The 24,732-nt window shown below is 59.3% G+C and carries 23 protein-coding genes and 1 pseudogene; 7 read left to right on the top strand and 17 right to left on the bottom strand.

The window, feature by feature from the left end; all coding sequences use genetic code 11:
- Window positions 1–16 precede the first annotated feature (16 nt).
- Entirely contained in the window at window positions 17–862 is an 846-nt protein-coding gene (locus IH944_05270; GenBank protein ID MCH7903963.1) for a metallophosphoesterase, read from the top strand.
- Here IH944_05270 and trmFO read toward each other — a convergent pair.
- Window positions 851–2,281: a methylenetetrahydrofolate--tRNA-(uracil(54)-C(5))-methyltransferase (FADH(2)-oxidizing) TrmFO gene (trmFO, locus tag IH944_05275; GenBank protein ID MCH7903964.1), complete on the bottom strand. Its 1,431-nt coding sequence runs from the start codon at window positions 2,279–2,281 to the stop codon at window positions 851–853. The genes IH944_05270 and trmFO overlap by 12 nt on opposite strands.
- Window positions 2,278–3,348, bottom strand: a complete 1,071-nt coding sequence (gene leuB, locus IH944_05280; protein MCH7903965.1) for a 3-isopropylmalate dehydrogenase — start codon at window positions 3,346–3,348, stop codon at window positions 2,278–2,280. The genes trmFO and leuB overlap by 4 nt, the downstream gene beginning before the upstream one ends.
- Window positions 3,349–3,517: 169 nt before the next feature.
- On the opposite strand from leuB, the gene IH944_05285 reads away from it, so the two are divergent.
- Complete coding sequence (locus IH944_05285) at window positions 3,518–3,994, top strand: hypothetical protein (protein ID MCH7903966.1); 477 nt, start codon at window positions 3,518–3,520, stop codon at window positions 3,992–3,994.
- Between the two features lie 173 nt (window positions 3,995–4,167).
- Window positions 4,168–4,770, top strand: coding sequence for a hypothetical protein (locus tag IH944_05290; GenBank protein ID MCH7903967.1), 603 nt, complete (start codon window positions 4,168–4,170; stop codon window positions 4,768–4,770).
- On the opposite strand, the gene IH944_05295 is transcribed toward IH944_05290, so the two are convergent.
- The 4 genes from IH944_05295 to IH944_05310 form a co-directional block, all read right to left on the bottom strand.
- A complete protein-coding gene (locus IH944_05295; GenBank protein ID MCH7903968.1) occupies window positions 4,665–5,078 on the bottom strand; it encodes a hypothetical protein in 414 nt (137 codons plus the stop codon). The two genes, IH944_05290 and IH944_05295, sit on opposite strands and share 106 nt — an antisense overlap.
- 281 nt (window positions 5,079–5,359) lie before the next feature.
- A complete protein-coding gene (locus IH944_05300) occupies window positions 5,360–5,770 on the bottom strand; it encodes a YjbQ family protein (GenBank protein ID MCH7903969.1) in 411 nt (136 codons plus the stop codon).
- Window positions 5,771–5,864: 94 nt separating this feature from the next.
- Window positions 5,865–7,121: an MFS transporter gene (locus tag IH944_05305; GenBank protein MCH7903970.1), complete on the bottom strand. Its 1,257-nt coding sequence runs from the start codon at window positions 7,119–7,121 to the stop codon at window positions 5,865–5,867.
- Window positions 7,122–7,236: 115 nt separating this feature from the next.
- Entirely contained in the window at window positions 7,237–7,737 is a 501-nt protein-coding gene (locus tag IH944_05310; protein ID MCH7903971.1) for a DoxX family protein, read from the bottom strand.
- Window positions 7,738–8,058: 321 nt separating this feature from the next.
- Here IH944_05310 and accD point away from each other — a divergent pair, with 321 nt between their 5' ends.
- Both accD and IH944_05320 read left to right on the top strand, forming a co-directional pair.
- Complete coding sequence (gene accD, locus IH944_05315) at window positions 8,059–8,883, top strand: acetyl-CoA carboxylase, carboxyltransferase subunit beta (protein ID MCH7903972.1); 825 nt, start codon at window positions 8,059–8,061, stop codon at window positions 8,881–8,883.
- Window positions 8,876–9,847 (top strand): acetyl-CoA carboxylase carboxyltransferase subunit alpha, encoded by a 972-nt coding sequence (locus IH944_05320; protein MCH7903973.1) that lies wholly within the window; start codon window positions 8,876–8,878, stop codon window positions 9,845–9,847. Before accD ends, IH944_05320 begins: the two co-directional genes overlap by 8 nt.
- 261 nt (window positions 9,848–10,108) lie before the next feature.
- Here the strand turns inward: IH944_05320 and IH944_05325 are convergent, their stop codons facing one another.
- From IH944_05325 to IH944_05345, 5 genes and pseudogenes are all read right to left on the bottom strand, one after another.
- Window positions 10,109–10,684 carry a hypothetical protein gene (locus tag IH944_05325; GenBank protein ID MCH7903974.1) on the bottom strand — a complete coding sequence of 192 codons (576 nt, stop codon included), beginning with the start codon at window positions 10,682–10,684 and terminating at the stop codon, window positions 10,109–10,111.
- Between the two features lie 207 nt (window positions 10,685–10,891).
- A complete protein-coding gene (locus IH944_05330) occupies window positions 10,892–11,479 on the bottom strand; it encodes a phosphatase PAP2 family protein (protein MCH7903975.1) in 588 nt (195 codons plus the stop codon).
- Window positions 11,480–11,488: 9 nt separating this feature from the next.
- Complete coding sequence (locus IH944_05335; GenBank protein MCH7903976.1) at window positions 11,489–11,953, bottom strand: hypothetical protein; 465 nt, start codon at window positions 11,951–11,953, stop codon at window positions 11,489–11,491.
- 31 nt (window positions 11,954–11,984) lie between these two features.
- Window positions 11,985–13,568, bottom strand: coding sequence for an NFACT family protein (locus IH944_05340; protein ID MCH7903977.1), 1,584 nt, complete (start codon window positions 13,566–13,568; stop codon window positions 11,985–11,987).
- A 531-nt stretch (window positions 13,569–14,099) separates the two neighbouring features.
- Window positions 14,100–15,824: pseudogene (locus IH944_05345) on the bottom strand (glycoside hydrolase family 2).
- A 127-nt stretch (window positions 15,825–15,951) separates the two neighbouring features.
- Between IH944_05345 and IH944_05350 the strand changes: the two are divergent.
- Window positions 15,952–17,112 (top strand): dipeptidase, encoded by a 1,161-nt coding sequence (locus IH944_05350; protein MCH7903978.1) that lies wholly within the window; start codon window positions 15,952–15,954, stop codon window positions 17,110–17,112.
- A 448-nt stretch (window positions 17,113–17,560) separates the two neighbouring features.
- On the opposite strand, the gene IH944_05355 is transcribed toward IH944_05350, so the two are convergent.
- Genes IH944_05355 through IH944_05365 form a run of 3 tightly spaced genes read right to left on the bottom strand, consistent with a single transcriptional unit; the run spans window position 17,561 to window position 20,408 of the window.
- Window positions 17,561–18,310: an esterase gene (locus tag IH944_05355; protein MCH7903979.1), complete on the bottom strand. Its 750-nt coding sequence runs from the start codon at window positions 18,308–18,310 to the stop codon at window positions 17,561–17,563.
- A gap of 29 nt (window positions 18,311–18,339) precedes the next feature.
- Window positions 18,340–18,882 carry a hypothetical protein gene (locus tag IH944_05360; protein ID MCH7903980.1) on the bottom strand — a complete coding sequence of 181 codons (543 nt, stop codon included), beginning with the start codon at window positions 18,880–18,882 and terminating at the stop codon, window positions 18,340–18,342.
- Between the two features lie 47 nt (window positions 18,883–18,929).
- Complete coding sequence (locus IH944_05365; protein ID MCH7903981.1) at window positions 18,930–20,408, bottom strand: serine hydrolase; 1,479 nt, start codon at window positions 20,406–20,408, stop codon at window positions 18,930–18,932.
- A 359-nt stretch (window positions 20,409–20,767) separates the two neighbouring features.
- Between IH944_05365 and IH944_05370 the strand changes: the two genes are divergently transcribed.
- Entirely contained in the window at window positions 20,768–21,070 is a 303-nt protein-coding gene (locus IH944_05370) for a hypothetical protein (protein MCH7903982.1), read from the top strand.
- Between the two features lie 203 nt (window positions 21,071–21,273).
- Here IH944_05370 and IH944_05375 read toward each other — a convergent pair whose 3' ends face one another.
- The 3 genes from IH944_05375 to IH944_05385 are packed head-to-tail and all read right to left on the bottom strand — an operon-like array spanning window position 21,274 to window position 24,705.
- Window positions 21,274–21,861, bottom strand: a complete 588-nt coding sequence (locus IH944_05375; protein MCH7903983.1) for a hypothetical protein — start codon at window positions 21,859–21,861, stop codon at window positions 21,274–21,276.
- 59 nt (window positions 21,862–21,920) lie between these two features.
- A complete protein-coding gene (locus tag IH944_05380; protein ID MCH7903984.1) occupies window positions 21,921–22,880 on the bottom strand; it encodes a restriction endonuclease in 960 nt (319 codons plus the stop codon).
- 34 nt (window positions 22,881–22,914) lie between these two features.
- Window positions 22,915–24,705, bottom strand: coding sequence for a M3 family oligoendopeptidase (locus IH944_05385; protein ID MCH7903985.1), 1,791 nt, complete (start codon window positions 24,703–24,705; stop codon window positions 22,915–22,917).
- Window positions 24,706–24,732: the final 27 nt, after the last annotated feature.

The raw sequence follows: 24,732 nt of genomic DNA on the forward strand, positions 1-24,732 counted from the left end.
CAGCGTTGAAACCCATGTGAGGAAGCTGACGAGGCGACAGGTAATACGGGGGGGAATCGGCCTAGCCGGCAGTCTACTGATAGGAGACGCGTTCTTCGTCGAGCCGAGGTGGATCGCTGTCCGGCGCTTGACGTACCGGGTGAAAGGGCTTCCTGAGGCGTTCAGAGGGTATCGGATCGGACTTTTTTCAGACGTGCACTTCCCGAGAGACATCTCAAAGTCGCACATCCAACGGGCGTGCACGATGCTGATGGAGCAGAAGCCAGACCTCGTGGTCGTGACCGGCGATTTCGTCGATGGAAAGACCGTTTCGAGCGTGCCTTCGCTGCGCGGGCTTTACGACGCGCTCGACTCGGCGCCGGACGGGGTGTACGGGGTGCTGGGGAATCACGACTACTGGCTCGATGCCGAGGGTACGCGAAAGGAGCTTGCGAACTCGACTCCGATCGTTCTCATCGATGACACCCATGTTCTGATCGAGAGGGATGGCGAGGTCTTCGCCCTCGGGGGCATTGATGATCTTTGGAACGGCGTGATCGACGTCGTCACGACGTTTGAGGGCGTCGCACCGGACGTGCCGCGCATTTTGCTTTCTCACAACCCCGACTTTGCCGAAGACTGTCGCGATAAAGTGCGTATCGATCTTCAGCTCTCCGGCCATACGCACGGTGGGCAATTGTCAGCGCCGTGGGGATGGAATCCGCTGGTGCCGAGCAAGTACGGGGATAAGTTCCGTTACGGATTCAACAGGGGGCGGTCGCATATGTGCTTCACAACGGCAGGGATTTGCAGCCTGCGGCACGTGCGCCTGTTCTGCCGGCCCGAGGTCGTCGTGCTTGAGTTGGTTCCGTCAGAGAGTTGACGACCATTCGCTGAACGCCTTTCGTGCAGCTTCCAGTTTTTTCTTTCTGCGTTCATCTTTCTTTCTCGGCGCGTCGGGCGGGTCTGGGAGCAGACCCCAGTTGATGTTCATCGGCGCGAACTCCCTTGGTGTGTCGTCCTGCAAATGCGCGATGAGCGATCCGTAGGCGCAGTTTCTCGGCGGCGCGATCGGGTCTTGTCCTATTTCTCGGCGTGCGACTGTGATGCCAACGTAGATTCCCATTGCGGCGGATTCGACGTACCCTTCGACACCAGTCAACTGTCCGGCGACATAGAGGCCGGGGGTGTCGCGAAACTCCAGCCACGGCGTAAGAACTTTGGGCGCCTCGATGTAGGTGTTGCGGTGGATGACGCCGAGCCTCACGAACTCCGCCTTCTCCAGGCCCGGGATCATGTGAAGCACGTCTTTCTGCACGCCCCACTTGAGCCGGTTCTGGCAGCCGACGAGCGAGTAGAGCGTTTTTTCTCTGTTCTCCGGCCTGAGTTGAACGACCGCGTAGGCCCGACCGCCCGTGCGCGGGTCTGTCAGGCCGACCGGCTTGAAGTTTCCAAACCTTAAGGAGTCGTGGCCCTTGCTCGCGATCTCCTCGATCGGCTTGCAGCTCTCGAAGTACTTCGCCTTCTCGAACTCCTTGAGCGGGACTCGATCAGCTTTGATCAGGGCTTCGACGAACTTGTCGTAGCCGTCTTTGTCGAACGGGCAGTTGAGATAGTCGGCGCCGCCTTTGTCGTAGCGGCTCTGCGCGAAGACGGTGTCAAAGTCGATGGTGCTCGCGTCAACGGTTGGGCTCACCGCATCGTAAAAGTAGAGGTGGTCGCGCCCCGTCTTCTCGGCGAGCCAACCGCCGAGCCCCTCGCTTGTCAGCGGTCCTGTCGCGATGATGAGTGTCCCCCTGTCCCCTCCCCGCTGGGGGAGGGTTAGGGAGGGGGTACGGACAGACGAAGTCCTTTCCGCTTCTCCCACGAGAATCGCGTCGCCAGATCCCTCCCCCTTGGGGGAGGCCAGGAGGGGGCCAAGCGCAGCCTCCGCCATCTCCGGCGTGAACTCCTCGCGCACGACCTCGATGTTCTCGTGCCCTTCGATGGCTTGCGTTATCGCCTCGGCGTACTTCCCGCGATCGACACAAAGCGCCGAGCCGCCCGGCACCGAGTGTTCTTCTCCGGTCGGGATGACGAGTGATCCCAGCTCCTTCATCTCGGCTTTGAGTTGACCGGCAGGGGTTTCGGGATCCTGCGACTTGAAACTGTTCGAGCAGACGAGTTCGGACAGCAGGGAAGTCTCGTGCGCAGGCGTCATCTTGACCGGCCGCATCTCGTAGAGGCGGACCCTGCACCCGCGCTGCGCCGCGGCCCAAGCCGCCTCGACACCCGCAAACCCACCACCGACGACTGTAATCATGCGAGCCGTGCCGCAACAGCGTCGCCCATCTCGGACGTGTTGACTAGTTCAGTTCCTTCTTCCTGTATGTCGCTTGTCCTCAGCCCGTCCTCCAAGGTTTTCTCGACGGCGTTCTCGATCCGGTCGGCGTTGGCGCTGTCATCGAGCGAGTACCGGAGCATCATGGCGGCGCTGAGGATCGCGGCTAGGGGGTTTGCCTTGCCCTGGCCTGCGATGTCGGGAGCGCTGCCGTGGATCGGTTCGTAGATGCCGAACTTCCTGTCGCCTTCTGCCGCGCCGAGGGAGGCGGAAGGGAGAAGACCGAGCGAGCCGGTGATCATCGAAGCTTCGTCGCTGAGGATGTCGCCGAACATGTTCTCAGTGAGGATCACGTCGAATTGGCCGGGGTCGCGCACGAGCTGCATCGCGCAGTTGTCGACCAGCATGTGGCTGAACTCGATGTCTCTGTTCTGCGCAGCGTGCTCGTCGACGACCTCGCGCCAGAGGCGGCTGGTCTCGAGCACGTTCGCCTTGTCTACGCTGACGATCCGACGGTCGCGAGCGCGGGCGATGTCGATTGCGACGCGTGTGATGCGCTCGATCTCGTGGCGCGAGTAGACGAGCGTGTCGATCGCCGTGTTGCCGTCGTCGCGCCGTTCGCGGGGTTTGCCGAAGTAGATGCCGCCGGTCAGCTCTCTGACAACGACGAGGTCCATTTCGCCCCGGTCTTCCTTTAGTGGGGATGCGTGGAGCAGCGGCTTAAGCGTCTTGGCGGGTCTTATGTTTGCGAACAACTGTAACTCACCGCGCAGCCGCAACAGCCCGCCGATCTCAGGTCTCTTGTCAAGAGGCTGGACCTTGTCCCACTTCGGCCCTCCGACCGCGCCCATCAGCGCGGCGTCGGCCTCTTTGCAGAGTGCGAGCGTCTCGTCGGGAAGTGGGTCGCCGGTAGCGTCGTATGCGGCTCCGCCGATCAGCACCTCCTGGAATTCGAGGTCCGCGCCAACGGCCTTCAGCGCCTTCACAGCTTCGTTCGTTACTTCAGGTCCGATCCCGTCCCCGGGCAGCACTGCGATCATCTTCGGCATCGGGAGTGATTATGGCAGGGGGCGACGGGCAGGCTGGGGCAGATCAATCCCTGTCACGGCTCTCAGGCATTCGCTTGACAGCGGCCGTCGTAGCCGGGGGAGGCAAGGAGGGGGCCAGGGCAGATGCTCAGTATGTCGATCACCGTTTGTCCCGTATAATGTGATCAGATTGGGAGTAGCAAGTATAGCTAGGAAGCTGTCCATTCAGGACGTCGATTTGAAGACGCGACGGAGGATTCTCTGGTCCTCGATCGTGCTGTTTTGCCTGCTGAGTGCATTGGTCAATCCGATCCGCCCTTATCTTTGGGGAGTCAATCAATCCATCGATCCGAACCGTCTTGGTGCTGTCCTCAGAGAGGGGATGACAGTCGAGGAGATAGAAGATGTGCTCGGTCTTTCCCCGGGCAGCATTGAGGTCACAACGAGGGGGCGCCATGGCTGGCGGTATGGCGAACTCTCTGCGGTCGGCTTGATCAGCTATGTGAAAGCACAGCATGTGATCGAACTGAGTTTCAATCAGTCCGGACAGCTCGGCGGCTGTTATGTCCGCTGGATAAAGGGAAAGAACGGAGACCCTTGGCGGGTTCGTTCGGAGAAAATCGAGTTGCTTCCTTCGACATCGGGACCGATCATGTACATTGTTTGATCAGCTGAGGGAAGCTTGCGCGGTCGAGCCCTCAGGTCTCGACTTACATCCCCCCTGGCGAACCCTCTCCAAGGGATAGGGGGACTGACCCGGCAATCTTGCTTGCCTGGTAATCACGCCAGCACGGAATAAGCCCTCTTACGGGTGCTGCTTTGAAACCTCTTGTCTTACTAATGGTGATCTCAGCTGTTTCGGTCGGCGTTTGCTCGGGTCCAACCGGGCTGATCATCATGCCGATCGCCGATATCCTCGGCGACAGCGAGTACAACTTCACCGCTTCATTTTCTGATTACAAGACGCCGTACGACAGTAGGGTGTACGACGGCGCGAGGTTCGACTTCGGGGTGCTCGACAGATTCGAATTCGGAGTCGGGCGCAGGCGCGACGGCACGACCGCTCTTGATGCCAAGATGCTCGTTTGGGAGGAGCGGACCGAAGGTCGGTTTGCAATCGCTGCCGGGATGATGGGCTGGGACGGCGGCGAGGGGACAGAGTTCCTGGTCATGCGGTACGACCACGACGATTACCGGCTGCACTTCGGCGGGCAGCACGACCAGGACGATCGGTTTCTTTTCGGAATTGACGGGCGGCTCGGCGCTGGTGGAACTTGGATGCTCGAACATGCGACCGGACCCGACGGAATCACTTGGGCAGGGTTTGCTTGGCAGGTTCAGGACGTGCCAGGGCTAGCGATTTCTGCTGGGATCGGGATGCCGACGAACGACCCTGGGAGCACCCAGTACATCTTCGGTATTTCGTTCGGCGGCAGGATGTAGCCGGTCACTTCGACCTGGTCCGGCCTCAGCACTATCTCGCTTCGGGTTCCGACTTCAGGGATTCGCACTTGATGCCCTTTTAGCCACGGCGAATCTGCTTTCTGAAATCGGCCGTGGCGCACGTCTTGGATGTGGACGGTTACTCTTCGGCCTCCCGCTTCCAGCACGAGTTCCGTCCTGATGCGCGTGCCGTACTGGCCAGCGAACCGCTCTTCGACTTTCACTTCTGTGACTGTGAACGTTTCGTAGTTCGGCGTGGTTTGTATGGCTGACGCGATAACGAATAGCGGAAGAGCAATGAAGGACATGGGTGGACTTAGAGGGGGTAAGCGCAATGCCCGTGCCACGCCGCCTGCTCGTGGGGTCGGCGGGCTGGAAATCTGTTAGAAATGAGGGGGGAGTTGGCAGTTGTAAGTTGGCGGTTGGCAGATTGCAGAAAGATGAGGGATGAAGGATGACTTTCGGCGATCAACAGGCGACGACTAGGCGACGGCGAAGCGAACGACGCATCCAAAGAGGTGCGCGGGTCTAGGGTCTAGGGTCAAATCCGAACCATTTCGATCCCCCTCCCCCAAGGGAGAGGGGATTGTTACTCCCCCATCACCTTGACCACCACGCGCTTCTTTCTCCGCCCGTCGAATTCCGCGTAGAAGATCTGCTGCCAGGGGCCGAAGTCGAGCTGGCCTTCGGTGATCGGGACGATGACCTGGTGGTGCATGATGAGGTTCTTGAGGTGCGCCTCGCCGTTGTCCTCGCCGGTCTGGTGGTGCTTGTAGTCGGCGCGTGGGGCAAGGCCGTCGAGCCACTCCTTGATGTCCTCGATCAGCCCGCTCTCCCAGTCGTTTACGTAGACGGCGGCCGTGATGTGCATCGCGCTGACCAGCACCATGCCCTCCTGCACGCCGGACTTCTCGACGATCTCGGCGACCTCGTCGGTGATGCGCACGAACTCCTCGCGCTTGCGTGTCTGGAACCAGAGGTACTCGGTGTGGGTCAACATGCAAACATTGTCGCCTAATTGTCGCCTGGTTGTCGCCTCGTCGTCGCCTTATCGCGTACTTCGTTGAAACCCGCTTTGCTGAAATGCAGAGCCGCTATGTGCTTGCAGCCCGCGCCGGAATAAGTACCGCCGCCACTAATCCAGAAACGAGGCACACGCCTGCGACCGAATAGACCGCCGCTTGCATGCCGAACTGGTCTGCGATCAGCCCGCTGCTCAGTGCGCCCGCCGCGTAGCCCATGTCGCGCCAGAAACGGTAGACGCCCAGCCCGGACGCTCGCCAGATCGGCGCCATCCGGTCGCTCAGCCCCGCGATCACAGTCGGGTACATGAGCGATCCGCCGACGCCGAGCGCGAGCACGCCGACGACCCAGGCGGCGAAGCCCTCTGTCGAGGCGATCATCGCCAGCGCGGCCGACATCACCAGCATGCCGACGACCACGAACCCCTTTCTGCCGTAACGGTCGCTCGCTGCGCCGAAGACTAGTTGTCCGACAGCGAAGGCACCGATCATGATCCACTGCAACGTGCCAGCGTTGCGGCTGCCGAGAGTCGCGCCGAACATGATCATCAACAGGCCCCAGGCCATGCCGTCGGCGAGGTTCCGCGCGAAGCCCGCCTGCAGGTAAGCGAACAGCCCTTTATCCTTGAAGCTGACTGTGGCGAAGACGCTCTTCCAAGTCGGTTTCGGTTCGCCGTCCGTCTCCTCGATGTGCTCGTGGTCGACGTGGAGCTGGGTGTCCTTGACTAGGAAAAACGTGACAGCCAGTCCTAGTACGGCGACGATCAACATGAACACGAACGGGGCGATCCTGAGATCGTAGTTGGCGGCGAGCTGCGTGCCGACGAAGGCCGCAAGGGCGACTGCGCCATAGCCGACCGTTTCGTTGATGCCTGCCGAGAACCCGCGACGCTTTCGCCCTCCGAGGTCGATCTTCATGAGCAGTGTCAGCGTCCAGCACAGCCCTTGGTTGACGCCAAGGAAGACGTTCGCCGCGATGACCCATCCCCAACTTGGAGCAAACATGATGAGCAGTGGGACGGGAATCGCGAACAGCCATCCGATCAGCAGCACCCGCCTCCGGCCGAGAGTGTCTGCGAGACGTCCGGCGAAGAGATTCGTGCAGGCTTTGGTTATGCCGAACGCGACGATGAAAGCTGTTATGACCGTCGCTTTGGTGAGAAAGAACTCCTCTTGTCCGAGCGTCGTGACCGTCGTGCGCTCTACTCCGAACGTCGCCCCGACGAACGCGTTGACCACGAGGAGCAGCAGGAACTGCGGCAAGTTGTTGGCGACGCCGTGGCGCGGAGCCTCGTTCGGCTCGATCGATGCCTCCTGCTGCTTCGACATGTCAATACTCTATAAGGCCCGCAATTGCCGTCGTTCGCATTCATTCACCAAAATGGAGAGTTTAGGCCATACGGCGCAGGGGTGACTGCCTCCCACCCGTCATCACACTAGAGAGTCAACTGACGGTGGCCTGACGACTGGCTCCTTGTACGTCTATCTTTCCGCCTCGGACGGTCGCGCCGACGACGATGCCTGCGCTGACCAGCACGAGGTTCTTGATGATGTACTGTCCTTCGATCGTCGGCACGAAGGGAGGGTGTGTAAAGCATAGCTCCGGGTACATGAAGAGCGGAGCAATGGTGCCAGGCATCTGCACAAAGAGCAGGAACAGAGTCAGGCGGAGCAGCCGACCGGTGACCAGTCCGATCCCGATCATGCACTCCCACCCGGCGAGTACAGGGAGGCTGACGTCCGGTGTCACAGCGCCGAAGAATAGGTCGCTGATCGTGGCTCCTACCAGCTCTTGCGCAGGGCTCAGTCCTGGGAAGAACTTGAGTACGCCAAACCAGACGAACACGACCCCGAGGCTGATCCTCAGAAGCGAGATTCCGTTCTTGCCCATCCACCGGACGATCGCAGGATCCACGCGCTCGAAGAGTTCATATTGCTTTCCCATAAATCGATGCTACTACAGGTTTGCGTGCTGTTTTCGGTCTGGCGTGGGCTTGAGCGTTTCTCGCTCCCCATGATCAGTACGACGTACACCTTGTAGCCCATCGTCGCGCAGTGCGCGCTCGTCCTCCCGCGGGCATCGTTTAAAGCAGAGGCATAGTCGAACGGTTGGCTGCTCGACGCCCTCTTGAACCGCATGTCGTTGGTCGCGCCTTTGCGGACTAAGAGTCCGCGCTCCGATTGCTTTCTTGTCCTTCAAGTCAACCCGGCGACCCTCGACCCTGGCCCCTAGCCTCTGACCGGCCCCCTGGTATCCTGATCGCCTATGCCCGCCGGTCGCGGAAAAACCGCTATAGGGAACTTCGCGCAGTGCAAGAAGTGCAAGAAGACGCTGTTTGCCGCCGAGTTTTTGGAGGCGATGTGGGTCTGCAATCACTGCGGCCACCATCATCGTCTCTCCAGCGAGCAGCGAATCGCGTGCACTTTCGACGAGGGGTCGTTCGTCGAGTTGGACAGCGAACTGGTCAGCCAGGACCCGCTTCAGTTTCCGGAGTATGCCGACAAGGTCCAAATCGCGACTGAAAAAACCGGCTTGAATGATGGTGTGATCAGCGGCAGGGCGAAGATCGACGGCATGCCGGTCGCTGCGGCGATCGCGGACTTCAGCTTCATGGGCGGGTCGATGGGCAGCGTCGGCGGAGAGAAGATCACCCGCACTTTGGAGCGCGCAGTGGATGACCGATGTCCGGTTGTCATCTTTTGCTCAAGCGGCGGCGCACGGATGCAAGAGGGGTTGCTCAGCCTGATGCAAATGCCGAAGACGACGGCGGCCGTTCAGCGGTGCAAGGAGAACGGCATCCCGTACATCTCGGTGTTCACGGATCCGACGATGGCGGGCGTGCTGGCGAGTTATGCAAGCGTCGCCGACGTGATTCTCGCCGAGCCGAAGGCGCTCGTCGGTTTCGCGGGCGCGCGCGTCAGCAAGCAGGCACAGGTCGTCAAGCCGCCGAAAGATTTTCAAACCGCGGAGTTCGTCGCGCGAGCCGGCATGCTCGATAAGATCGTGGATCGGCGCGAGATGCGCGGCACACTGATCGCGCTAATCAAGATTCTTGGTGCGCACCTCCGCAAGGGGGCCAAGCGTGGCTAAGACTTGGAAGGAGTGGGAGAAGCCGGTTCTCGAACTCGAAGAGCTGATCGAGAAGCTGCGCGTGCTGATCGACGCCGAGGCGGACGCGGCAAAGAAGAAAGAGCTTCATGTGCGGCTGCAGGAGTTTGAAAAGCGGCGCGACAACTTCATCAAGGTCCGCTACAGTCGGCTCGGCGCATGGGAGAAGGTGCTGCTCGCGCGTGCGGAGCCGCGCCCCTACACGCTCGACTACATCGCCAACATTTTCACGGACTTCACGGAGATCGACGGCGACCGGCGGATGGGCGTAGACCACGCGCTAGTGGTCGGGCCGGCGATGTTGGACGGGCGCTCGGTGATGATCGTTGGGCACCAGAAGGGAAGGGACATCCAGCAGCGCGCCTACCGCAACTTCGCGATGTGCAAACCGGAGGGGTACCGCAAGGCGATGCGGATGTTCGACATGGCGGACAGGTTCGGGATGGCGATCATAACCTTCATCGACACGCCCGCTGCAGACCCCGGAGTCGAGAGCGAGATGCGCGGCATCAGCGAGGCGATCGCCGCGAGCATGCTCAAGATGTTCGAGCTGACCGTGCCGGTCGTGAGCGTCGTCATCGGCGAGGGCGGCTCGGGCGGCGCGATCGGAATCGGCGTCGCCAACAAGGTGTACATGCAGGAGCACGCGATCTACAGCGTCATCCCGCCGGAAGGGTGCGCGGCGATTCTCTGGCGCGACCCAGCAAAAGGCGCGGAGGCCGCGGCTGCTCTTCAGCTAACTGCGCAATCAGCGATGGAGCTCGAGCTGATCGACGAAATTCTGGAAGAGCCGTTCGGCGGCGCGCACCGCGATCCGATCGAGGCGGCGGCGACCGTAAAGGAGACGCTTGTCGCGGCACTCTCTGATCTGGACAAGGTGCCTGCAAAGAAGTTAAAGGAGCAACGGTACAACCGGTACCGCAAAATGGGCCGATTCCAGGCGTAGCACAGCCCCCTTCCAATTGCCGCGATGCAACGTGCGCCGGAAGAGGAAACGGGGTTGGGGGAAGGAGGATCCGACCGCGCTGCGCCCGTCCCCGCGTCACGAAAACACGCCCGCACGTCACAAAAACACGCCCGCAAGCCCCCCGCGCACCCCTCCCGCAGGTTCATTTGAACCTAAACCAGCCTGGCAACGCGATCATGGCTGCCCCACACAGACATTAGGACAACCATGCCACCCGTCGCACCTACCGGCAGTCCTCTTTTAGTCTTCAGAAGATTCAGGCGCGCGGAACACAGTTTCGCCCTCCTCAGACAGTACAAGAGATATACCATCGGCGTTTGTAAATAGCTCACCAAACGTTCCTGGATCATCAACTTCCTCTTCTGTACCATCTGATCTTCCAAACATCAGACCCGCTCGACCTTCCGTTGCTCCAAGCATGAAATACAAACCGTCGCGTGCGTTTTGCATGCTCAGTTGTAAGCCTCTTGCGTTGGATACTAGGGCCAGAGTCGGACCGTCGTCCTCCTTCGACATAATAGTAATCACTCCACCACCTTGTGGGAACGGAGCAACAGAGATGGCCACTTCGCCGTCCCGGTCCATCAATGAAAGTTGCCCTCCTCCCATGCCGGGCTTAAGCTCAGCCTCCACTTTGCCGTCTACTACGAGTTCAAAACCCTCCGCTCGTACAACTTCGGGAATATCATCAGTAGGATCCTGAAAAGCGGTAACAGCTGCTAGAACCGGCAGCGCAACGAGAATCGAGCAAGCAATCACGAGCAGTCTGTTAGTCTTCTCAAGGCGAGCGAGTCTTTCGTTTATCGTCCGTTCCATACATGCGAGGATACACGCTTTCGCCACCTTCCAAAAGTTCTAGCGAAATACCATCCCCGTCTGCGCGTCGGATTTCTCGATCAGCTCGTTCGCCTCTGCGCTGAGTGCGACCGTGCCGAACAGCTCGTCGCCGTCCGCCTCGACCGACGTCAGGTAGCCGAGCTCGAGCGGGGAAGTCGCGTGTTCGATCAGGTGCGAGCGATCCAGCTAGGGAGCAGAAGCTAGGGCCGGAATCCAGCCCCGCTTCTGCCAAAGCAGATAGAAGCACGTTCCGAAAAGCGCGCCGAGCGCGGCTCCGGCGAGAACGTCGCTCATGAAGTGGACGCCGACGTAGACGCGGCTGTATGCGACGAGAGACGCCCAGCCGACCACCGTCCACCCGAGCCACGCGTGCTCGGTCTTCCGCGACACCCAGGCGATGGCCACGGCGATCGCGAACGACGACGTTGCGTGGCCGCTCGGGAAGCTGCTGCTGGCCATCGGCGCGGCTTGGCCCATCAGCGCCTCGATGTACGACGTGATCGGTTGCGCAAATTCAAAGTTGCCTGGCCTGTCCCGTGTCACAACCAGCTTGAGAAGCTGGGCGCAGATACCGGAGAGGACGCCTGCGGACAAGGCCATCAGCGCATAGTTGCGAAAGCGGTAGATGAAGCAGAAAACGAGGAGGATCGTGAACTTCACCTCTCCGCGGCCAGAGTCGGTGATCGCGACCAGGATCGGATCCAGCCAATCGCGTTGCAGCTCGACGTGTATGAGGCGGAACAGCTCTTGATCCCACTCGTACAGTTGGCTCACGCGGCTGTCCTAATTACCGTTGACACGTCGAAAGTCAACGACGCCAAAGTCGCTCTTCCCGGTGAAGTGATCGTCGCCATCCCAGGTCACCGTCAACTCGAAATCGCTTTCAAACCGAGCAAACACGTCCTTCTTTTCACCGCTGAAGATGTCGGTGAATACGACGACGTCATCGAATGAAATGATCGTCGAAAACGCTTTCGGCACCAGTTTTAGAGTGGACCCTTTCAGCTCCCAGTTGCCGCTGAACTTCGTGCCCATGCTGGTTTCCGGGGCGCTATCCTTAGCGTGCGGCACCAGGTTCGCCGGACCGGTGAAGATCATTTCGAACCTCTGGTCGTCGTACATGTTGATTTGTACGGTGGTCCCCGAGTCGATCGATGAACTGGTCACGTCCCACAGGCCGCCGGGCGAACGGCTGTTGCAGCCCACGAGCACTGCGATTGCCAAGACGCTGACAAGAAGCTGTCTCATGTCGCCAGTATACTGACTCTCTCGTCGGTCGTTACGTCTCAACGTGAAGCGTCTTTTCGTTCGTGTACGTGACGAGGCCTGGCCCCGCCTTCCTTGGCTTGCGAACGTACTTCTTCAACACGTAATCGACCGCTACATAAGACGAGTGCTTGCTGTCGCTGTTGGAGACGGCGAGCCGCGCCGCAAACCGCAGGTCTTCCATCTGAACCTTTTCCGGCTTGTTCTGCGAGAGTAGAACGACGTGCGAAGACGCGCCGCCCCGCACGTGGAACCAGATGTCGTTCGGGCGGGCAACCTTAGTTGTCAAATAGTCGTTTGACGTCGCGTTGCTACCGAAAAGTACCCGCCAGCCGCCCGGCGACAGCTGCTCGCGAATCCTGTGGCCTTCGTATGGACGATCCTCTTTCTTCCTCGCGACGACTTGGCGGTGTAGCCACCGTTTCTTGTCGGCAGCTTCCTTGATCTTGTTGAACTCTGGGAGGTCGTCGGCCTGGTCGATCTTGTCGAGGGCCGCCTCGATGTCTTCGAGGTCTCTTGAGAGGCGATTGCGTTGGGCGGCGACGCCGTCGGCGCTCTGCTTGGCACGTTTGGCCTTCTTGAAGATCATGTTCGCGTTCTCTACGGGAGTCTTCTTTGGGTCGAGCTTGATCGTGACCGGGTTGCCTTCGTAGTCGGTGGTCTCAAGGATTGTGTCGCCCTCTTTGATCGTGTGCTGATAGGCGAGGATCAGCTCCGCCTCCAACTGTCTCTCGTTCGCTGTTGCGGCTGTTTGTAAAGCCTCCGCGATTCCCTTTAGCGCGGTCTGCCTTGCGCGCAGCACGCGCTTGAGCTGTGACTTCAGCGATGTCTTTCGCTGTGCCAGCCTGTCGTCGCCGACGATGTTATTGAAGTGCTGTTCGAGCGCTTGGCTGATCGAGGATCGCTTGACGCAATCAAGATCGAGCGTCGTCAGCGGCAGCGGGTAGGCGCCGATCCCTTCGCAGTAAACGGGGGTGTACTCGCTGTTTTCTATCGCGGTTTGCACTTCGCCAATCGGGACGCCCGACTCGATCAGTTTCCGCACGAACGGCGACGCGCCCTCGAACTGTTTTAAGTCGTCGCCCTCCTTCGCCTCCAGGATCGATGGCTTGGGGTCGAACGGCGGCGGCTCGTACGTCTTGCCAGGGAGGATCGGGCGTTTGCTCTTGCTTTTGTGGACGACCTTGATCGCGGCGAGGATCTTCTTGTCGGCGTCGAGCAGCACGACGTTCGAGTGCTTGCCCATCATCTCCGCCACGATCTGGAAACCACCTTCTTTGGTCTTGAAACCTATGTCGACGACTCGGTCGAGGCCGCGCTGCCTTATGTATTCGACCCGCGAATCCATCAGGTGTTTGCGCAGCGTCATGCAAAAAGTCGGTGGCTCCTTCGGGCCAGGGCTCCTGCGGGTCACGAGGTGCATCCGCGCATACTCCGCCTCGGCAGAGATATACAGGTACCGCTCCTTGCCCGCATAGATGCTCAGCTCGATCTCCAGCGTTCCACGTTGCATGACGCGCTGGACCCTGCCGCCGACGAGAGGCTGTAGCTCTGCGACGACGGCTGCTAGGGAGATCGAGTCGAACGGAACGCGCACTTTCTTACTGCGCAAGTATGTCAGTTAGCCGCCAGATACGATCGACACAAGTCCGACGTCGATGAACTGACCGCCGCTGGTCTGCTTGCAGTGGACGGCGATGGTGTTTCTCCCGGCCTGGAAGACACTGCGCTTGCTGTCGTTGAGCGGGACGATGATGTACTCGTCGACCCACCGCTCAAACTTCGCGATGAGAACCCCGTTGACGTACACTTCCGCGTCCTCGTCGTGCCAGATTCTGAGCGCGAGGTTTTCAGGGACGAAGGAAAGCTCGAACTCACGCCTGATCCAGATGTCGGGTGTCGTCCACGCAAAGCCGACGTTCGGCGCGGGCGTCGTCTTCTGCCCGAACCCGCCTTCTGCGACGGTCCACCGGGCGTCGTCGTAATCGCGTGCGAACCAGTCGCCTGTCGGTTCCTTTGTCGTGACTCTCCAGGACTGCTTTTCCCGTTCGCTTGTCGGCAGCACGGTCCGCAGAATGGGCATCGGGCCGTAAAGCGCTTCGTGCAAGGGCCGTGCCCACTCCGGCTTGACCTTGAGCACTGCGCGGTCGTACGTCATCAGCCCGTTGACCTCGCCCTCGACGTCGGTCGTCTGTGTGTAGATCGCCGCGCAGAGGCCAGAGCTGCGCAGAAAGTTGAGCTGGAAGAAGATGCGTTCGTAGTGGTCTCGGAGCTCCTCTTCGCTGTTGTAAGTGCGGTATCCCCAGTTGCGCTTGTCCCACCAAAGATGGCCCTCGACCGGCCAGCCGAGGCCGCCGAACTCACCGAGGACGGAAGCTCGCCTACCATCTGGCTCCGGTGCAGCAGGGCCGGGATAGCTGTGAATGTCATAGACGTCCCCTACGCCGCGATCCGACCATCCGCTGGCGCCGTTGACCAGTCTTGTCGGGTCGAGCTTCTTCGTAAGGTCGACGATGCGCGACGTGTCGTACTGCCCCCACCCCTCGTTGAACGGCACCCACATGATGATGCTCGGATGGTGCTTGAACTGCTTGATGATCTGCGAGTATTCTTCTTCAAATTGTGCCGCCGACTCTTCCGTGCGGACGAGGTCGGGGTCGTTCCCGCCGATGTACTTATCGCCGCTCGGCATATCCTGCCAAACGAGCAATCCCATGACGTCGCACCACCAGTACCATCGCTCAGGCTCGACTTTCACGTGCTTGCGAACGGTATTGAAACCGAGGCTCTTCAGCACTTCGAGGTCGTACTTCAGCGCGTCGTCGGTTGGGGCGGTGTACAGCCCGTCGGGCCACCAGCCTTGGTCAAGAGGGCCGATCTGAAAGATCGGTTTTCCGTTGAGGTAGATGCGCCGCCCGTAGTCGTCCTCTTTAACCTCGACTGATCGAAAAGTGAAGTAGGAACGAACTACGTCGATTATTGTGCCGTTATCTTCCAGTACGAGTTGTAGCCAATACAGCGTCGGCTCGTCCGGAGTCCAAAAAACTGGATGCGGAATTCGGAATACAACTTCGCTCTGTTCTACGTGCTTGCCGCTAAAGAAGGTGCGATTCCTCCAAGTGGCATACGAATCAATGGAGTGCTTCTCTGTCAGTCCTGGAATTTCGACAATGATCGTGACAACACCCGTGAGCGGATCCGCCTGTATTTCAATACTCTTGAAATAACTTTCTGATACAGGTTCGATCCACACGCTCTGCCAGATACCGGTGACCGCCGAGTACCATATCCCTTGTGGGTTCAAGACCTGTTTCCCGCGCGGCTGCGTGCCCTGGTCCGTCGGGTCCCAGACTATGACTTCTATTTCGTTCTTGCCGTTGCGCAGTTGATCGGTTATGTCGAAAGAAAACCTATCGTAACCTCCGCGGTGCCTGCCGATTTCGCTTCCGTTCAGGAAGACTGTCGCCTCCCAATCGACTGCGTCGAAGTGCAGGATTGTTCTCCTGCCGTCCCAATCCGATGGCACGACGAAGTCGCGGCGGTAGATGAGATTTTGCTCTGGCGTGACCGGCTTCTTGACGCCGCTTAATGCGGACTCGACGGGGAACGGGACGAGAATCTGTCCCGCTGCGCCCGGCCAGCTTGCGTCCTTGTCGACGATCGCGTACTCCCACAGCCCGTTCAGGCTCATCCAGTCGTCGCGCACGAGGGTCGGGCGCGGATATTCTGGGTGGGCGTTGGTCGGCGAGACCTCAGCGGCCCAACGGGTCATGATGTTGCCCTGCACAGGGCTCCACTGTTGCGTAGTCGTCATCGCGGTGATTACCAATGCCAAGCTGAGCATCGGCTTCATTGTGGCGCAAGGGGGAGTTGGCAGTTGGCTGTTTGCAGTCGTCAGTTCCCCGAACTAACCCGAACCTCCGAGCTCCTCAGCCATAATACAAGCCATGTACGTTGCACTGATCGCACTCTTGGCGATGATGCCGGGTATTCAGAAGGCTGATCCGTACCTGGTTCAGGCCAAGCTCCTCCACGCGCAGTACCCGCTGATCGACGGCCACAACGACCTCCCCTGGGGCATGCGCAATCGCGAAGGCGGGTTCGACGAGTTCGACATCAGGCTGCGCCAAGACACGGGCCAGACCGACATCCCGCGCCTGCGCGAGGGAGGATTGGGCGGTCAGTTCTGGTCTGTGTACGTCCCGACCAGCCTGCCGGGCGGGGAAGCGGTCGAGGCGACGATGCAGCAGATCGAGATCGTGTACGACATGGCCGACCGGTACAGCGACGTGTTCGAGATGGCGTACACGGCTGACGACGTGATGCGAATCTTCAACGATGGGAAGATCGCGTCGATGATCGGTGTGGAAGGCGGCCACTGCATCAACTCTTCTCTGCAAGCGTTGCGAGCGTTCTACCGCCAGGGCGCGCGGTACATGACCGTCACGCACAGCAGCAATACTCCGTGGGCCGACAGCGCGACCGACGAGCCGCAGAACGACGGCCTCAACGCCTTCGGCGAGCAGGTGATCCGTGAGATGAACCGACTCGGGATGCTCGTCGACCTCAGCCACGTCTCTGCCGACACGATGCGTGATGTGTTCCGGGTAACACGCGCTCCGGTGATCTACTCACATTCAGGAGCGGGCGGCGTCACTCCGCACCCGCGCAACGTGCCGGACGATATCCTGCCGCTCGTAAAAGTGAATGGCGGAGTGATCATGGTGATCATCCTTGCGTCTTACACTTCGCCTGCGATTTATGCGCACTCGCAGGCGCGGGACAAAGTTGAAGAGACCGCAATCGCTCGGTATGGCGAGGGCGACGAGCGCGTCGCGCAGACTGTTGAGAGGTGGCTGTCAATCAACGAGCGCCCGATCGCGACTCTCAGCCAGGTCGCCGACCACATCGACCACATCAAGAACATGATCGGCGTCGACCACATCGGCATCGGCGGCGATTACGACGGCGGTGGCGGAGTTGAAGGGCTCGAGGACGTTTCAACGTATCCGAAGCTTACGGCCGAGCTCCTGCGGCGGGGCTATACCGACGAAGAGATCGGCAAGATCCTCGGGCTGAACGTCATCCGAGTCATGCGTGAAGCCGAGCGCGTCTCACGCGTGATGAAGCGCGAAGGATAATAGTCCCCTCTCCCCGAGCCTGGGGGGAGGGTTAGGGAGGGGGTTCGGGGTGTGCCCGGTTCACAATTCAGGTGCGCGGAGTTGTTGCCAGTAAACTGATCGAGGCAGCAGAAGCCGCTAATCCAAACCCGCTCAAAAAAGATCAATGAATGCGCACGGAGAGATTGAGGAGCAAGGCGAAGACCAAGAGTGGGAACGACCGCCCGACCCGCTGCCGCAAAGAAAGCGGAAGAGTTACTTTCCTGGCTGCTTTCTCATGGCCATAGCTCCGTTCCTTATCTGCGCTGGAGCGCTAAGTCTAATGCCAGAAGGTCCTCATGGACCGAACGGAGAGATTACAAGTGATCCAGGATTAGAAGTTGTATCCTCTGTACTTAGGTTTTTGGCGGTTAGTCTGTTCATTACCGGCATTATCTTGATAGTGAAAGTGTATTTCGACAATCGACGATCAGAGTGAAGAAGCCCTAAAAAACGCGACGATTCTTGTTGCGGCGTCTGCGGGCACACGGTGGCCGCCGTCGTACTCCCAAATCCAAAGCGGTGCATCTTGGCCCTCGTAGATAACAGTCTCGACGCCGCTCGACTTGGCATTGCTGTATCCGTACCATCGCACCATGAGGTTGGAGAACCGGCGCATTACATCGATGCTGACCAGCTGATCCTTTGTGCCGGCGATGATGAACGCTGGCTTCTTCGGACCATCGCGCATCCAGAGACCGCCGGGCGCGCAGCTGCCAGCGACGGCGGTGATCTTGTCGCCGCGCTCGGCCTGCAAAAGCCACGAGAACTGCGAACCGTTCGAGTGTCCGGTCACGAAAGTGCGCTTCGGATCGGCGTCGAACTCCTTCTTTGCCCACTCGAGAATAACGTCGAACAGTATCAGATCGCGATCGTCGTAAGTGTCCGGCCCCTTCTGCCACCCCGTGCGCTTGCCCTCGGGGTCGGTGATCCCCTTGACTCCAGTCAGACCGTTCGGATAGATCACCGCGGCCTCTGGCCAAAGCTCATGGATGGGTCTGCTGCGCGCGATCTGCGCTCCCCGCCCGCCGTGGCCGTGGAACACGAGCACCACCGGCGTCTTAGTGGACTTCTTGCTCGGTCGATACACGACCGCGGCCCGCTCCAGACCTCCGGCTTTGAACTCGACGATCTCAGGCCTTTGCGCCAGAAGAATCAGTGCGAAACTAACGATCATCATTTGTGTGGACGCCCGGGCTGTTTTGTAGTTCAGCTCTCGTTTGAGGTTTCTTCTTCAGGAGAATCAGAGTATTCATCTAGATCTATAAAGGCATTGGAATTCAGGTGAAAATCGTGTAGTTGCCATTCGTCTCCGACTTTCAGCAAGATCATCCGGACAGACGCATGGCCCTTCTCGCATGTAATCAAGCCGTGAAAAGTAGTAGTGGTGCCTACTCCCGTGTACGAACTTACTTGCTCAAAGTCCAGTGAATCTATTCGTTTAAGACTCCCTAGCTTATCGCTGAAGAACGCTGTGAGTTTGTTGACGTCCTCGCGTGGCGAACTCTCTTTCGCAGCTGTTGAGAAGTGATTCCAAAACACGTCTGGATCCCAGTCTTCGCCGAGCTCTGCCAGTATCTGTCTGGCCTCCTTAGTCGAATCTTTCTGAGTAGATGAATAAGCTTTGTAGGCAAAGAACCCTAACGCCAGAACAACGAGAAAGAGAGCGGCGCATCCCAAGCCAATATAGAGCCAAATTGGTTGTTTGGGTTTCTCGATCTGCCGTGACGGCGGTGCTTCGATCGACTCCATATCAGGGTGATCATACCGCTTTCCCTGTTGGGCCTAGTTTGTATAATCTAATTCGGAAAAGCCGTCAGCACTTGCCTTGCGATGTCCCAGTGTCGATAGGACCTATCACCGCGCGCGGACCTGTCTAGCCCGCGACGGACGATGACGAGCTCCTTCGAAGGGATCACGATCACGTAGTTGCCGCGGTTGCCGGCCGCGACGAATGCATCGCGCGGCACGCCTGTCGTGTTAGTCGGCACGAGCCACCACTGGCCGCCGTACTGATCGCCGATCGCGCTGCTTGCCGGCGCAGGAGTGCGGCAGAACTCGATCCACTGGCTGGAGATCAGCCGCTCACCGTTCCACACCCCGTCGTTCATATAAAGCAGTCCGAAGCGCGCGAGGTCGCGAGCGGTCGTGTACACCTGGCTGCTGAAAACGAAGTCGCCGAAACGGTCGACGCCCGGCACCGTGTTGCGCATTCCGATCTTGTCGAACAGGTTTTTGCGCGGGAACTCGAGGTACTCCTGATCGTCGCCGATCACGCGTTTCATCGCGAGCACGGCGAGCAGCGTGTCGTAGTTCTCATAGTCCCAGTGTGCGTCCGGGTCGTGCTGCAGCCTTCTCGATCTTGCGCCGTCGGCTGAACTTCTTCCCGCCCAGTAGGAGAGCCCCGAACCGGTGACGTCGACGTTGCCCGCGTTGTCGACCGTGTCGAGCCCGCTCGACATGTTCAGCACGTTCCTCAGCGTGATGTTCCGCCTTGCATCGTGCTCAGAATCGCGAGTGCGCGGCAGCCAGTCGACGTCCAGCGGCTCGTCCAGGCTCAGTTCGCCCCGGTCGACGAGCATTCCGATCAGCGTGACCGCGATGCTCTTGGCCGCGGACCAGGTGCGCGTCTTGGTGCCGACGTTCGCGCCGTTCTCGTACCGCTCATGCACTATCTGCCCCTTGTAGAGCACCAGCAGGCTGAGCGTGACCTGGCTCGGATTGCCGTGGAGTTCGGGATCGAAAAGCCAGTCGCTCGCCTCTTGCAGGGCCTCTTTGTCGAAGTCTGTCGGGCGCTTGTACGGGTCGGTCCGGTCGCCGTCTGGCCAGTCGATACGTGCAGCGTTACCGGATAAAGGTGGCATTTTCAGGATCGGAAGGTCGTCGATGTCGGCCAGCGTCTGGTCGGGCGACATGACGATGCAGCCTAGCCCTTCGCGGTAGACGGCGCGCATCACCGGGATCGGGTCGTTGCCGTCGCGCCCGACCGTGACGGTCTTGTTGTTCCGGTCGATCTGGACGTCCCCGTTCTGCGGGTGGAGCAGCGGGATGCGCTGGATCTGCAGCTCGTGCCGGTAGACGTCCTCCAGGCTCCGCCCGCTGGTGAACAGTCCGTTGCAGAGGATCAGTGCCTGCATCCCCCGCGCGACCAACTGCCGGTTCGGGCCGAAGTAGTCATAGCTCTCCCTGTTCTGCTGCTGCGCGGCGATGAACGGCGCAGTTCCGACGGCGAGTGCAAACGCGATGGTCAGGAACGCCGTGGCCTTAGCGAGTTTCATGTTTGGAGTTTAGCGGATTAGTTTCATTGCAAGGCGAAATCACTTAGTCGTGTGGGAAAGCGGTGGGAAACTCCGCGGAAAACGCGATGATACGCGAGCATCGAAAGAGGAATCAACTTCGTCGGAAGATATGAGAACAGATTGTGTATTGCGGCTGACTTGTGTAATGCCGCGCTAATGGACTAGCACAAATCACACGGATCGAAATTTAGTGCCCGCAGCAATTTGACGTTACATACGGGCACTCAGGTTTAAGCGGCATATGCCGCCTGCGACAAGGACGAGCCCCGTCGTCTGAGTCGTTACTATACGCTCGGGGCGATGATGATGGCAACAACTTGCCAAGGAGATAACTCACAATGTTATCAACACAAGAGCAGACGATAGCTCAGGAGATCGTCAAGTATGTCGAGGCTCGCGATTCAAGGTACGCACGGTGGTATGTCGGAATCGCGAGAGATTCAGCAGATCGGCTGTTTAACCAGCACGACGTCAGCGAGAACAATGGCTGGTGGATCCGCAGACAGGCGGGGAGTGCTGCTGCGGCCCGGGATATCGAGCAATACCTGCTACGCCTGGGGTTCGATGGTGGCACCGGGGGCGGAGATCACTCCACGACGAACGTATATGCGTACTATAAAACGGGCTCTACGGTAGAGTAGTCCGGTGTCGCAAGTTGGCTGACCTGGCCCGTTGCCGTGTGTGGCAGGCCAGGTCGACAACTAGTCCTGCTGTTACTTCCAGAATCGACGAAGCATCGAAGGACGAGGGTTTGTCCCCCAGTCCCTTCCGGCTCAAGGTGTGGGGATGTCGATGGCCGCCACTCATCAGCCCTGCCACCCGTGGTCGTAACCGGCGTGCCAAATCAACTTGATATGTTGTGCTGGCGCATAAACGTCTCCCATCCCTCGATTGCATCATTGATCAGACTAGACCATTTGCAAATTGGTTCCCCGGCTTTGTCTACCACGTCTGCCGTAATTTCAATCCTACATTTCTCCGAGCCAATGACTTGTCCCGACTTCAGGTTTATGCCAAATGTCTCACCAGGAGGAACGACACAAGAGCAGCCGATATTCTCCAACCTCGGACTGCGACCCGATCTCTCGGTCCTCGTGAGGGGATACCCGTGCTTGTTCGCATTGGCAAGATCGATCAGAAGTTGCAAGGCTACGTTCGTGTCGATGAACTCTTCAACCAACTCGCGACGTGCGCCCAGCCGATTCTTGAGGTTATCCTTCAGGTTTGCCAAGTTTTCATTAATGGAAATAATCACTCGGCTCTTACCTGCCCTGTCTTCGACGCCGTCAAAGGAGATTTTAGCTTCAAATGGCTCTTTCCCGGGCGTGCCCACTAACTTGACGCGAACGTGTTTTTGCAAGTCGACGTCCGCTCTTTCGTCGATCGCTGAATACAAGCGCTCTAACCTCTCTTCGATGCTATTGAAGTCCACAACCGAATCCTAGCGCCCTCCCGCAGACAGCCCGACCGGTGCAGTGATTCTACCGTTGATTAATTCCAGCGGAACTGCTTGCGCTTTGCGACGTGGTCCAATTTTTGCAAGACGGCATCGAGAATTTCGCCCTCCAACCAGCGCTCTATATCTGTCGGCCCAAAAAGCAACATGATCGCCTGACCCATGCTCTCCCTGGCTCCAACCTCGACCGTTCCAGCGAAACCGGACATGGAAGCAATAATCCCGTATGAGTGCGGCCGGATGGACACGCGATAGAATAAATCGGTTACTGCGGGCATACCCACCGGTTTCTTCTCCCACTTGCACGAAACGATGAAGTGGTGCGTGTCGTATTGGATGATGAGGTCATTCTCCTCATTGTCGGCTTTCACATTCCGTTCGACATCGACGCCGTGCAGATTGCAGGCCCTTTCCATGAGGACTTCGAGCGCGTGGCCCCTCGCTTGTGGCGTGAGCGCTCCGCCTTTCAGCGTCTCAAATTCGCTCTTTATCGACCGCTCCTCTCGCACCCTCGTGATGTAGCTTAGCCCGTGTCTTGTTAGCTGTACGGTCTGCATTGAGACGAAATCGATAACGTCAGCACCGCTCATCAGCAACAGATTTCGGTCCAGCGCGGCCCTGTTGGTCGTTCCACGATTGGCTACTGTCTCCCAGTGGTAGAAGGCCTCGGGCCCGTCCTCGGCACACATGTCTGCAAGGTTGCCCAGGAATTCGATTCGTGCCTCTCTGTTCTCCGCGATAAGCGCTGAGTCCGCAAGGCCGTGCTGCTCAACGAACAGCGCCCCTTTTGCTGTCAGTTGCACCGCACGACCAAGCGCCGAGGCTTCTACTAGACCTTCGTACTTGAGGTCGCTGAATACTCTGTCAAGACCTTCCTTCTTCAACCCCAGCTTTTCAGCGAACTCTCCGTAGTCGAAGAAGCTGGGCTGATAGCCGTGTGAGTTGTACAATTCAGTCAGGAGTTTCTCGTGCAGTTCCCTTTCTGCGTCAGCCATGCTTAAAGCATACACGACCTGCGGGCGACTGGCTCTACGAGCCGGCCAGCGATTCGAATTCTAGGACATCCTCTGCAATCACCCGCAGCGACCCGGCCCAGAATTCCTTTGTCCGGACGTCGATCCCGAATCGGTCGCCTAATTCCGCGGCCGTCGCCATGCCGGTTGAGGACAGGAGGTCGTCGTAGCGGGCGTGGAAGCCGGAGGGCTCCGCCTGGTACACCGCGTACAGGCCCAGGGAGAACAATTGGCCGAACATGTAGGGGTAGTTGTAGAACGGGCGCCACGCGTAGTAGTGCGGCTTGACCGCCCACATGTAGGGGTGCAGGAACGCCGGGTCGAGCCCGTCGCCGTACGTCTCGATCTGCGCGCCGGTCATGATCTCGCAGAACTCCCGCGCCGACAGCTCGCGCTCAGCGCGCTTCTCGAACACCGTCTGCTCGAAGATGAACCGCGAGGTGATGTCCACCACGACCTGGTTCGCGCCCTGCAAAGACGCCTCCAGAATCGCCATCTTCTCCGCGCCTTCGGTACCCGCAAGAGCGCGCCGCTTGATCACCGTTTCGCAGAAGATCGACGCCGTCTCGGCCAGCGTCATCGGCGTGCCGGAAGACTGCATCGCAGTGCGGTCTGCGAGGCAAACGTTGTGATAAGCATGCCCCAGCTCGTGCGCCAGAGTAGACACCGCACTGAACGACGACTTGTAGTTCATCAGAATCCGTGACTCGTCATCGCGCGTGCCCATGCAGAACGCGCCGTCGCGCTTGCCGGGCCGCGGCTCGACGTCGATCCAGTTCTCACCATAAGACCGCACAGCCAGGTCGCCCATCTTGTCGCTGTACGCCCGGAACCCCTCTTCGACGAACGACTGCGCCCGCTCGTAAGTCCACGAACCGCCTTCGCCGACCGGGGCGAACAGATCAAACCAGGGAAGAGCTCCGGAGTTGCCAAGCAAACGAGACTTGGCCTTCAAATACCGTCGCATCACCGGGAACGAGTCCCGCGCAGCCTCCATCATCGCATCGAGCGTCTCGCGGTCGATGTTGGTGGCGAAAACCGCCTCATCGAGCACAGTCGACCAGCCGCGCTTGCGGGTGATGAAGTCGCTCTCGTACTTGATCGCGTTCATCGCCGAAGCGATCACTAGCTCGTTCTCCTTCCACGCCTCGAGCTCTTTCTCGTAGGCAGCCCTCCGCACTGATTGGTCCGCGTCATGGGCAAAGTTGCGCACTGCGCTCACCGGAATACCCTCGCCCTGAAACTCGACCTTGATCTGCGAGGCGAAGTTGCCGTACAGCCGCGCCCACGCCGATCCGCCAGCCTCAGAAAGATCCGCAGACAAAGCCTCCTCGTCGGGCGACATCATCTTCTCGCTGAGCGTCTTCATGCGGCGCAGCGCGAACTCGTGCGACTCAAGAACATCCGAAGACGGCACAAGCGCATCAAGAGGAAGTCGCCCGACCCACGCCGTCAAGCGCGTCGAGAGCTTGTTCATCAGGATGATCGTCGCTTGCAGTTCGCTCTGCTTTGCGAGCGCTACGTCGTCCGAGGAATCGGTTGTGACGAAGCTGTGGATGTACGATTCAAGGAGCTTGAGCCGGTCGGAAACAGCGTTGACAGCCTCGATCACGCCCTCGACTTCCGCCGCAAGCGACTCGCTCATAGCGACGTCGTCACCGGCCAGCACGCCGACCCGGTCATACAGCCGCTCCAAGTCGAGCGCCTGCTCGCGCAGGTCGGTCAGCGCCTGACGAAAGTCGGGCGAATCGATGCCGGGAAAGTAGGGAGTAACGTCCCAGCGCGGAAGTTTCGTAATCGTGCTCATTGTATCAAAGCCTAATAAATATCTGTT

The sequence above is a fragment of the Armatimonadota bacterium genome (assembly GCA_022563855.1).
GTDB lineage: Bacteria > Armatimonadota > Fimbriimonadia > Fimbriimonadales > Fimbriimonadaceae > JADFMN01.

Coding starts and splice junctions, on each gene's coding strand:
- trmFO (MCH7903964.1), bottom strand. CDS start 2,281: ATGATTACAGTCGTCGGTGGTGGGTTTGCGGGTGTCGAGGCGGCTTGG.
- leuB (MCH7903965.1), bottom strand. CDS start 3,348: ATGCCGAAGATGATCGCAGTGCTGCCCGGGGACGGGATCGGACCTGAA.
- IH944_05290 (MCH7903967.1), top strand. CDS start 4,168: ATGGTGATCTCAGCTGTTTCGGTCGGCGTTTGCTCGGGTCCAACCGGG.
- IH944_05295 (MCH7903968.1), bottom strand. CDS start 5,078: ATGTCCTTCATTGCTCTTCCGCTATTCGTTATCGCGTCAGCCATACAA.
- IH944_05300 (MCH7903969.1), bottom strand. CDS start 5,770: ATGTTGACCCACACCGAGTACCTCTGGTTCCAGACACGCAAGCGCGAG.
- IH944_05305 (MCH7903970.1), bottom strand. CDS start 7,121: ATGTCGAAGCAGCAGGAGGCATCGATCGAGCCGAACGAGGCTCCGCGC.
- IH944_05310 (MCH7903971.1), bottom strand. CDS start 7,737: ATGGGAAAGCAATATGAACTCTTCGAGCGCGTGGATCCTGCGATCGTC.
- accD (MCH7903972.1), top strand. CDS start 8,059: ATGCCCGCCGGTCGCGGAAAAACCGCTATAGGGAACTTCGCGCAGTGC.
- IH944_05325 (MCH7903974.1), bottom strand. CDS start 10,684: ATGGAACGGACGATAAACGAAAGACTCGCTCGCCTTGAGAAGACTAAC.
- IH944_05335 (MCH7903976.1), bottom strand. CDS start 11,953: ATGAGACAGCTTCTTGTCAGCGTCTTGGCAATCGCAGTGCTCGTGGGC.
- IH944_05350 (MCH7903978.1), top strand. CDS start 15,952: ATGCCGGGTATTCAGAAGGCTGATCCGTACCTGGTTCAGGCCAAGCTC.
- IH944_05355 (MCH7903979.1), bottom strand. CDS start 18,310: ATGATGATCGTTAGTTTCGCACTGATTCTTCTGGCGCAAAGGCCTGAG.
- IH944_05360 (MCH7903980.1), bottom strand. CDS start 18,882: ATGGAGTCGATCGAAGCACCGCCGTCACGGCAGATCGAGAAACCCAAA.
- IH944_05365 (MCH7903981.1), bottom strand. CDS start 20,408: ATGAAACTCGCTAAGGCCACGGCGTTCCTGACCATCGCGTTTGCACTC.
- IH944_05370 (MCH7903982.1), top strand. CDS start 20,768: ATGTTATCAACACAAGAGCAGACGATAGCTCAGGAGATCGTCAAGTAT.
- IH944_05380 (MCH7903984.1), bottom strand. CDS start 22,880: ATGGCTGACGCAGAAAGGGAACTGCACGAGAAACTCCTGACTGAATTG.
- IH944_05385 (MCH7903985.1), bottom strand. CDS start 24,705: ATGAGCACGATTACGAAACTTCCGCGCTGGGACGTTACTCCCTACTTT.